We start from the raw sequence: 8,938 nt of genomic DNA, 5'->3' as shown, positions 1-8,938 counted from the left end.
TCTTCCATGGCACCGTCGCTCAGGTTGTACCAATGCTGCATGCAGTGAATACGCAGCATGGTCTCCAGCGGATAGGGCCGTCGGCCATTGCCCGCCTTGGGATAAAACGGCTCGATGACAGCGGTCATATTCTGCCATGGCAGAATCTGCTCCATGCGGGAGAGGAAAATCTCTTTTCGGGTCTGACGGCGCTTAGTGCTGAATTCACTATCGGCGAAGGTGAGTTGATGGCTCATGATGTCCCTCTGGGATGCGCTCCGGATGAATATGATGATCTCATATCAGGAACTTGTTCGCACCTTCCCTATGCATTGCTCATCTTACACACAGCGCAATGTTGTTAGATTACCCCAGCATGGATCATGGGTGAAACAGTAGGTCAGAGCTTCAGGCTCTGTGTTGTCAATACAGTGAGGCATAATTATGGCTTTCATTCAACCAACCATCGACGACGTTAGACATTGCTCTAACGCTTTATCTGTAGACCCTGCCGAAACCGACGCAGCCCGCGCCATTGCTGAACACTACTCAAAGATATCCAATCAGGAGTACCGCATCACCCAAGACGACCTGGATGACCTCACTGACACAATCGAATATCTCATGGCAACTAACCAGTTAGATTCACAATAAATGCACTAATAAATCTATTATTTTCGTTTGATCCCTCTATAATATAGGTCAGTAATGACCGGTTTTCTCAGCCGGGCGTTATTGACCATGTCAATTCTGGAGGAGGATCAATGATAAATTATGTCTACGGCGAACAACTGTACCAGGAGTTCGTCAGCTTCAGGGATCTCTTTCTAAAAAAAGCTGTTGCACGCGCCCAACACGTTGATACAGCCAGCGACGGTCGTCCTGTACGCCCGGTTGTCGTTCTACCGTTCAAAGAAACTGACAGCATTCAGGCTGAAATTGATAAATGGACTTTAATGGCGCGGGAACTGGAACAGTACCCAGACCTCAATATCCCAAAGACTATTTTATATCCAGTGCCTAACATCCTTCGCGGTGTGCGTAAGGTTACAACTTATCAGACAGAAGCTGTGAACAGCGTCAATATGACCGCTGGCCGCATTATTCATCTGATTGATAAGGACATTCGCATCCAGAAAAGCGCGGGGATCAATGAGCGCAGTGCGAAATACATAGAGAACCTGGAAGCAACAAAAGAGCTAATGAAGCAGTACCCGGAGGATGAAAAATTCCGTATGCGCGTACACGGCTTTAGCGAAACAATGCTGCGCGTCCATTACATTTCCAGTAGCCCTAACTACAATGATGGCAAATCAGTTAGTTACCATGTGCCGCTATGTGGCGTGTTTATCTGCGATGAAACTCTCCGAGATGGAATCATCATCAACGGTGAATTTGAGAAAGCAAAATTTAGCCTTTATGACTCTATAGAACCGATCATCTGCGGCCGCTGGCCACAGGCAAAAATATATCGCCTGGCAGATATTGAAAATGTAAAAAAACAAATTGCCATCACTCGCGAAGAGAAAAAGGTCAAATCAGCCGCATCAGTTACGCGCAGCCGCAAAACTAAGAAGGGGCAGCCAGTAAACGACAACCCCGAAAGCGCGCAATAGTTTCCATCCGGCATGGTTAATGAGTTATTCATTAAGCCATGCCAGAGCTTCATCAACCTGCGCTTCGTCTTCGACGCTAAGCACTTCATCCCGGGGCACATAATCCGCCAGCATAGCGAAACAGTATGTATCCCAATGGTCTGGTGAGTGCAGGTTGAGTTTTTTCTTCATATCTTCTTTTGACATCACCTTCCATTGACCTGCGGAATTTATCCCCACCGGTATCTTTGATGCTTCCTCTATAGTCGCAGCCCCCTTATCAAGCCGCATACGCCCTGATTTTACAGCTTCTGCCGCCTGAATATTCGCGAAAGCGCGCATATCGAAATAAAGGCTTTTATCTTCACGGCTGTGCATCTTTTTACCCCAGCGGATACGCTGGACGGTAATGCCATAGCGTTCGTACATTAGATCAGCCGTCGATTTCCCCAAGCCATCGCCATCAATAGCTATGGTTATGTTCGGGAACCGTTCTGGGTTACATTCTGCGAAAATCTTGGCGGCTAACTGCGTTTCTGTAACGTCTGTGTATTCCAGCATACGATAGTTGATTACACGGCGTTTATTTCGCTGGCCGGACACCATCATGATATTAATAACGGACTTATCTCGTCCTGTGCCACCAGCAACGTCAACACATGCAACCCAGCCCCACCCTTTGGCAATCTTGACCTTTCGCCGCGTCGCCCGCTCAACCTCATCACGACCAAGAAGAAAGCCATCTTGAGATTTGGGAAATTCACCACGTACTTTGATCATGTACATGGGGTTATCACGACCGCCATACTCCGCAAGTTTTGCTCGTATAAATTTTGCATCTACAAGCGGAGATTCTTCACTATTCAGTATTATCGCAGTAAACAATCCATCAGGATTTCCCGGGCGAATAGCTAGTCTGTGGTGTGAATCGTAGAAATAGCCTGAAGGTCGCGTAGGCTGGGAAAGAAGCAGAATACGGTTATCCTTACCGGTCAGCGCACCTGTTATCACACTGAATGCTTTATCACTCACACCCGACGCTTCGTCGATGATATACAAGAGATGATCGGCGTGTTCACCAGCCAACGCCTCCTCATTTCCGGGGCGACAGGACTTTATCAATATTGTCCAAACACCCTTGCCAGTCACCTCAAAAAAAGACGTTTCTGTAAGAATGAAATACTTCGACAACCACGGGAATCTGCTAACAGCAGTAGCCCAATTGCTCTTTATGTATTTGAAAATACCATCAAGGACTTGCTGTCTTTTGTTAGCGACCAGAATGACGCGAGCGCCGGGGAAAAACATGATGAAGAGTATTGCAATGATACTCGTCATATCCGATTTACCAGTACCATGGCCGGAGGTCACACTTGTCCAACTGCCGTCCTGCTGCGTGGACTCAATGATCTCATCCTGCTGCCAGGTTGGTGTCTTCCCAAACAACACATCAGCGGCCGCAATCCAGTCATAACGATATAGCGCCACAAGCTCGCGCCAACGTGGGTCCGTTACGCAACTTCTGGCCATTAATCATCATCCCCGTACAGTTTGCGGGTAACTTCTTCGTCTTCCTCCTCGTCTTCGTCCAGATCCTGTTCAAGCCATGCTTCGTTTGATATGCCTTCCGCATCGACATCACCATAACCACCTGTATCGACGATATCGGCAATTTCTTCTCTACGATGCTCAATCCACAATGCCGCATCAGCGCGGCGGCTGGCGGCCCGTTCTCGCGCGATTTTATCCAGATCTTCAAGTGATGGAGCGCCAGATGCTGTTTGGTTTTCCTCATCATCGGTATTGGTCTTAGGAGCACGCAGATCGGCTTTGATTTGCTCCAGCATCAGGGGCGGCACTTTCCCGCCATGCGCCTCGATGAATTCAGCTGCTTCCAGCACTGACCAGTTATTTTCACGCTTTCGTTCGTATGCCAGCTTAACAATGCCAGCTTGCCCCATAGACAAAGCGTGCTTTTCCGCCTCCCGGCTTTCTTTTCGATAGTTATTCCGGATGCTGTAAATGGTGTTGATCAGGCTGCTTATCTGCGCGGAACAGCTGTTTAGCATGCTCGCGATACGGTATTCAGGCGGAGTACCTTCATCATCGTCTTTTTGCTGATCGCGCATTTCCTGCACCAGACGAATACACGTATCCCTGGCGTTCTCCAGCATAAGGAGATGAGAAAGAGACTTTTCCAGAAGAGTGGTTTCCAGAACATCGGCCCCGGACCGACGCAACATAGCGCGCGCGGCCTTCCGCGCTTCAACGTTATCTATCAGGTAATCGCCAGCTTCGAATTCAAAGCGTTCACCATCATCATCCAGGGTGTCGCGTTCCAGGCGATCACGTAAGGTCCGGTGGGCGCGGGTGATCACGTCATGATCATCAGAACGATCATTTATGCGCTTATTTTGGCGCTTCGCATTCTCGACTGCGGCACTGATAACGGCATTAACCCTTTGTTTTTCCGCTATTTCAGCCGCAATGTGATCACCTGCATGTTGATCATTAGAGTGATCAATGATCATGCTTTTTAGTGGCTTCCTGACTGGCTTATTTGGCTTGCGGCTGTCCGCAGTCCTGGTGTCTTCTTTGAAGGCACGGAGATAACGACGTGCGGTATTAGGGTTAAGATTAAACTCGGCGGCATACTGTGCGATGGTGTAACCACCATCTCGCGCCAGGCGAGCAAAATTCTTCTTGTGATCGTCCCAGGTCACTTATGCTTCCTTTCGTAAAAACTCTTTTTGACGCGAGGGTAACGAAAGTCACATGTCAAAAGGCCCGGAACGGGCAAGCAATCAATCAGATACGTGCGGATGTGGCATTACCGTAATGACGGTGCTGACGGGCCACCTTATTGAAAAGTTGACGCGCCATTACCCAAGGCTGGTGCTCCCGGCGTTCCTTTTCGTCCTGCGTCATATAGAGTTCATTCTGGAGTTTTTCATCAAACCGGCGCGGAGCGCGGCTACGGCGAAAGAATTCAGGATTCAGAGAGTGGATCTGAAATCTACGTGGGCGTGTACTGTCATCAATCAAAACAGACGAATACTTAGACACAGCGATAGCCTTTAAGCGCAGATAAACATCGCGCTTATCGACATCCAGATGCGGGTATTCCTTTTCAAGAATTGCTGCGAGTTCTTTCGCTGATAGAAGAGATTTAGTGCGGATCATGTAATCCGCAATCTCGTACGATGTTATTCGTGAGTGATTTATTTCCATGAAGTGGCGTCCCTGCCAGTTAAGTAACATCCTGTCACCTACTGATTAGCCCATGTCAACTAATCAACGTGGAATATAATACCCTCGATTAAAGAAATAGCAATACATTAGAGCAATTTTATCTAACACTCGACGAATGACTTGTGATAACGCCCACTCCAAGCGCGTAATCAAAGAACAATCGTTGATGCATCGCCAACCTACCGTGCGTCTTCTCCCAATTATCGCGGTCACGCTCAATATCACGCTGGCATGACTGGCACAGAGGAATTGCGTAAATGTCATGCGCGCATAATCGACTATGACGAACGATATAAGGCGTAATGTGAGCGCCAGCTCCCGCAGCTCCACACCCACAGCATGGACGGGAAGCAACAAAGTCCATGTACTCAGGTAATTTTAGCGATTGCAGTTTTGGTATTTTGAAATGCGCCATGCCAGGGTCGGAGTCAACATCCACAGGGCATACTTTTGCACGCATCGGCGCGGCGCGTTCTTCCATCATCTGAACATATGCTGTAGCGCGATCGTCATACGGGCGAATATCCGCCTCTTTCAGAGGTCCGCTATCCTGCGTTGCGGCTTTCATCTTATTTATTGATATACGGCAAACTTCTTCCGGCATCAGGTGCATCATGTTGCGCATGAAAGCCCACCAGCACAGTTCCTGAATACTTAAATCATGGCCATCTGAAAGCCCCATTTCCTGACGGGCGACATCCAGTATCCAGTTAACGCGATTATTATGCAGCGTTTCTTTCAGCTCATTAAAACCACGCATCCGGTAATGGTTATCGTGATGCCAGCACAACAACACCGCGCTATTGTCTCGTTCTGCGTGGACAATATGGTTGTCACACCAGCTACGATCTGCGGCCTGGCATTGCCCCTCTTTCCTGCGCAACCACGCCACCAGCGCGTCAATTCCACCAATACGGCGAAACAGTTCATCGCTGTTAAAAAACGGCTGCAACGCCTCATTTGTTGCCATAGTTTGCTCGGAAACAACGAGGCCGTCGTCCATGTGCTCGATTAACTCACGCGGCACCGGCTCCATAATAAATTTACGGCCAGCCTCCACCAGCTTTCTGACTTCCTGATCCACTTTGAATGTGGCGACGCCAAGCTCTTTTTGTACAAAGGGAGTAATTACGGCTTTCACATCACACCTTTCATCACTGATTGGGCTTTATCTGCTGCCCGGCATTCTCTGTTTAAGCACAACCATTTCCTGACGGCATAACACAGCAATAGCGGTCCTGGCACCAATTTGCTTACCAACCAGGTATTGCTTTACCTCGCGGCGACTCACGCCATCAAGAAGCATCTTTAACGCTTCACGGGACAATTTGTTGTATTTACGTGCCATTAATCTACTCCGCGGAACCATACAATCTACGTAACGTGTCGGCGACAGAAGATACAGATATCTCTCCGGTCGCAGCCCCTACGGTAAGGTCTGCCAGTTCAGGTGAATCAAATACCTGCACCCCGTTACGGCGTAGAAATAACAGCGCACTGTTTAGCGCGGTACGCTTATTGGCATCATTGAATATATGCCCTCTCGCTGTAGCCACCAGGTAGGTGGCGGAGACTTCGAAAAGGTCGGTGATCTCTTCGTAGGCAACTCTGGCCTGAACTCTCCCGATAATGGCCTCTGCCCTACCCGGATCTGACATTCCCGGCAGGCCGCCGTAGCGGTTTATATTCGCATCATGAAGCGCAATAAGTTCTTCCGGTGATATATGCCTCATTATCGGTTAACCAGTTCCTTGTTGGTGGAGTCCAGGGTGTCAAACAGGGATGCAAATTCAGCATCCAGCGCCGCTTTTTTGTAGGCTTCGAAAGTAGCCTTGCTGACAATTACTGCTGGCTCACGGCCTCTGCGGGTGATTTCAACCTCTTCCCCGGCTTCAACATTGTTGAGCACTTCAGAAAGGTTGCCACGCGCGGTACGGAAGTTAATGGATTGCATAAACACCTCGTGTACTCGTTATGTGTACACGATTATAAACTTCACAGGCATAAAGCACCAGCACTTTGCGGCTTAACAAACCTCTAGGCAGGTCATTCGTAGCCTAATGTCCGAACTGCTAAAGCATCCAAGTTGCTGTAGAATCACCGCCAATTACATAAGCCTGAAATAAGTGGATGAAAATGACAAGTATTCAACAACGTGCAGAGCTTCATCGTCAAATCTGGCAAATTGCTAACGATGTCAGGGGTTCGGTCGATGGATGGGATTTTAAGCAATACGTTCTGGGCGCACTTTTCTACCGTTTTATCAGCGAAAATTTTTCCAGTTATATTGAAGCCGGTGATGACAGTATCTGTTATGCGAAACTGGATGACAGCGTAATTACTGATGACATTAAAGACGATGCCATCAAAACTAAAGGCTACTTCATCTACCCCAGTCAGCTTTTCTGCAACGTAGCTGCGAAAGCAAATACTAATGACAGACTGAATGCAGATTTAAACAGCATCTTCGTTGCTATCGAAAGTTCTGCTTACGGTTATCCTTCAGAAGCTGACATCAAAGGTTTGTTTGCTGATTTCGATACCACCAGTAACCGCCTGGGTAACACCGTTAAAGATAAAAATGCCCGCCTGGCTGCGGTTCTGAAAGGGGTTGAAGGGTTAAAACTTGGTGACTTCAACGAACATCAGATTGACCTGTTCGGTGATGCCTATGAGTTCCTGATTTCTAACTATGCGGCAAATGCCGGTAAGTCAGGCGGTGAGTTCTTTACACCGCAGCACGTCTCCAAGCTGATTGCACAACTGGCTATGCACGGGCAGACCCACGTTAACAAAATCTACGACCCGGCAGCGGGTTCCGGCTCACTGTTGTTGCAGGCGAAAAAACAGTTTGATAACCATATCATCGAAGAAGGTTTTTTCGGTCAGGAAATCAACCATACGACCTATAACCTGGCGCGTATGAACATGTTTTTGCACAACATCAACTACGACAAGTTTGATATCAAGCTGGGCAATACGCTGACTGAACCGCACTTCAGAGATGAAAAACCGTTTGATGCCATCGTTTCTAACCCGCCGTATTCGGTGAAATGGATTGGCAGCGATGACCCGACGCTGATTAACGATGAGCGTTTTGCCCCGGCTGGCGTTCTGGCCCCCAAATCCAAAGCTGACTTTGCGTTTGTATTACATGCACTGAACTATCTTTCTGCCAAAGGTCGTGCTGCGATTGTCTGCTTCCCGGGTATTTTTTACCGTGGCGGCGCAGAGCAGAAAATCCGTCAGTATCTGGTCGATAATAACTATGTCGAAACCGTGATTTCACTGGCACCGAACCTGTTCTTTGGCACCACCATTGCCGTCAATATTCTGGTGTTGTCTAAACATAAAACCGATACCAACGTTCAGTTTATTGACGCCAGCGAGCTATTCAAAAAAGAGACTAATAACAACATCCTGACTGATGCCCATATCGAACAGATTATGCAGGTATTTTCCAGCAAGGAAGATGTTGCTCATCTGGCAAAATCTGTCACGTTTGAGGCCGTTGTCGCTAATGACTATAACCTGTCGGTAAGCAGCTATGTGGAAGCGAAAGATAACCGCGAAATTATCGATATCGGTGAGCTGAATGCTGAGCTGAAAACCACGGTCAGCAAAATCGACCAGTTGCGCAAAGATATTGATGCGATTGTGGCTGAAATTGAAGGCTGCGAGGTGCAGAAATGAGCGAGATGAGTTATCTGGAAAAATTGCTGGATGGGGTTGAGGTTGAGTGGTTGCCATTGGGGGAAGTCTCAGCCTTAAGAAGAGGCAGAGTTATGTCAAAGGGATATTTAACTGAAAATTTTGGCCCATATCCTGTCTATAGCTCTCAAACTGCAAATAATGGGAAAATAGGTTCTATCAATACCTTCGATTTTGATGGCGAATATATAAGCTGGACAACAGATGGCGCAAATGCAGGCACTGTGTTCTATCGAACAGGTAAATTTTCAATAACTAATGTTTGCGGCCTGATTACATTAAGGAAGTTGCGATTAAGTGGTCCGCAGCTCCCGATATGACGCCCCAAACCGTCCTTTATCGACGTCCTGTGGCTCAATTTTCCAATTTTCAGCCCAAAATCGTCTCTTCGTGGCTGATTT

General features: G+C 47.8%; 12 protein-coding genes. 4 read left to right on the top strand and 8 right to left on the bottom strand.

Annotated elements, in window-relative coordinates; translation table 11 throughout:
- Window positions 1-236 (bottom strand): IS5/IS1182 family transposase (locus K0778_RS24190; protein WP_001533761.1); only part of this gene is annotated, 236 nt, incomplete at its 3' end.
- A gap of 187 nt (window positions 237-423) precedes the next feature.
- Here K0778_RS24190 and K0778_RS24185 point away from each other — a divergent pair.
- Together K0778_RS24185 and K0778_RS24180 are read left to right on the top strand one after the other, a co-directional pair.
- Window positions 424-633 carry a hypothetical protein gene (locus K0778_RS24185; RefSeq protein WP_000874156.1) on the top strand — a complete coding sequence of 70 codons (210 nt, stop codon included), beginning with the start codon at window positions 424-426 and terminating at the stop codon, window positions 631-633.
- A 110-nt stretch (window positions 634-743) separates the two neighbouring features.
- A complete protein-coding gene (locus K0778_RS24180) occupies window positions 744-1,595 on the top strand; it encodes a phage repressor protein C1 (protein WP_072643597.1) in 852 nt (283 codons plus the stop codon).
- A gap of 24 nt (window positions 1,596-1,619) precedes the next feature.
- Here the strand turns inward: K0778_RS24180 and K0778_RS24175 are convergent, their stop codons facing one another.
- The 7 genes from K0778_RS24175 to K0778_RS24145 form a co-directional block, all read right to left on the bottom strand.
- Entirely contained in the window at window positions 1,620-3,104 is a 1,485-nt protein-coding gene (locus K0778_RS24175; protein ID WP_072643598.1) for a terminase, read from the bottom strand.
- Window positions 3,104-4,297, bottom strand: a complete 1,194-nt coding sequence (locus tag K0778_RS24170) for a hypothetical protein (RefSeq protein ID WP_054486466.1) — start codon at window positions 4,295-4,297, stop codon at window positions 3,104-3,106. Before K0778_RS24170 ends, K0778_RS24175 begins: the two co-directional genes overlap by 1 nt.
- 85 nt (window positions 4,298-4,382) lie before the next feature.
- Window positions 4,383-4,835 carry a late promoter-activating protein gene (locus K0778_RS24165; RefSeq protein ID WP_001326849.1) on the bottom strand — a complete coding sequence of 151 codons (453 nt, stop codon included), beginning with the start codon at window positions 4,833-4,835 and terminating at the stop codon, window positions 4,383-4,385.
- 88 nt (window positions 4,836-4,923) lie between these two features.
- Window positions 4,924-5,967: a DUF968 domain-containing protein gene (locus K0778_RS24160; protein WP_072643599.1), complete on the bottom strand. Its 1,044-nt coding sequence runs from the start codon at window positions 5,965-5,967 to the stop codon at window positions 4,924-4,926.
- Between the two features lie 27 nt (window positions 5,968-5,994).
- Window positions 5,995-6,174 (bottom strand): hypothetical protein, encoded by a 180-nt coding sequence (locus K0778_RS24155; protein WP_000113018.1) that lies wholly within the window; start codon window positions 6,172-6,174, stop codon window positions 5,995-5,997.
- Between the two features lie 4 nt (window positions 6,175-6,178).
- Complete coding sequence (locus tag K0778_RS24150; RefSeq protein WP_001216034.1) at window positions 6,179-6,559, bottom strand: type II toxin-antitoxin system death-on-curing family toxin; 381 nt, start codon at window positions 6,557-6,559, stop codon at window positions 6,179-6,181.
- Window positions 6,559-6,780: a type II toxin-antitoxin system Phd/YefM family antitoxin gene (locus tag K0778_RS24145; protein ID WP_001190712.1), complete on the bottom strand. Its 222-nt coding sequence runs from the start codon at window positions 6,778-6,780 to the stop codon at window positions 6,559-6,561. Before K0778_RS24145 ends, K0778_RS24150 begins: the two co-directional genes overlap by 1 nt.
- Before the next feature lie 182 nt (window positions 6,781-6,962).
- Here K0778_RS24145 and K0778_RS24140 point away from each other — a divergent pair, with 182 nt between their 5' ends.
- Together K0778_RS24140 and K0778_RS24135 are read left to right on the top strand one after the other, a co-directional pair.
- Window positions 6,963-8,519 carry a type I restriction-modification system subunit M gene (locus K0778_RS24140; protein WP_072643605.1) on the top strand — a complete coding sequence of 519 codons (1,557 nt, stop codon included), beginning with the start codon at window positions 6,963-6,965 and terminating at the stop codon, window positions 8,517-8,519.
- Entirely contained in the window at window positions 8,516-8,857 is a 342-nt protein-coding gene (locus tag K0778_RS24135; RefSeq protein WP_153520317.1) for a restriction endonuclease subunit S, read from the top strand. The genes K0778_RS24140 and K0778_RS24135 overlap by 4 nt, the downstream gene beginning before the upstream one ends.
- The last annotated feature ends 81 nt before the right edge of the window (window positions 8,858-8,938 follow it).

Origin of the sequence: Escherichia sp. XD33 (assembly GCF_019375075.1) — a bacterium.
In the GTDB taxonomy this organism is placed as follows: Bacteria; Pseudomonadota; Gammaproteobacteria; order Enterobacterales; family Enterobacteriaceae; genus Enterobacter; species Enterobacter flexneri_A.
This window is presented reverse-complemented; position numbering and strand designations above follow the sequence as displayed.

Bases quoted from the DNA above. Each gene is read 5' to 3' on its own strand.
- K0778_RS24185 (WP_000874156.1), top strand. From the start codon at position 424: ATGGCTTTCATTCAACCAACCATCGACGACGTTAGACATTGCTCTAAC.
- K0778_RS24180 (WP_072643597.1), top strand. From the start codon at position 744: ATGATAAATTATGTCTACGGCGAACAACTGTACCAGGAGTTCGTCAGC.
- K0778_RS24175 (WP_072643598.1), bottom strand. From the start codon at position 3,104: ATGGCCAGAAGTTGCGTAACGGACCCACGTTGGCGCGAGCTTGTGGCG.
- K0778_RS24165 (WP_001326849.1), bottom strand. From the start codon at position 4,835: ATGTTACTTAACTGGCAGGGACGCCACTTCATGGAAATAAATCACTCA.
- K0778_RS24155 (WP_000113018.1), bottom strand. From the start codon at position 6,174: ATGGCACGTAAATACAACAAATTGTCCCGTGAAGCGTTAAAGATGCTT.
- K0778_RS24150 (WP_001216034.1), bottom strand. From the start codon at position 6,559: ATGAGGCATATATCACCGGAAGAACTTATTGCGCTTCATGATGCGAAT.
- K0778_RS24145 (WP_001190712.1), bottom strand. From the start codon at position 6,780: ATGCAATCCATTAACTTCCGTACCGCGCGTGGCAACCTTTCTGAAGTG.
- K0778_RS24140 (WP_072643605.1), top strand. From the start codon at position 6,963: ATGACAAGTATTCAACAACGTGCAGAGCTTCATCGTCAAATCTGGCAA.
- K0778_RS24135 (WP_153520317.1), top strand. From the start codon at position 8,516: ATGAGCGAGATGAGTTATCTGGAAAAATTGCTGGATGGGGTTGAGGTT.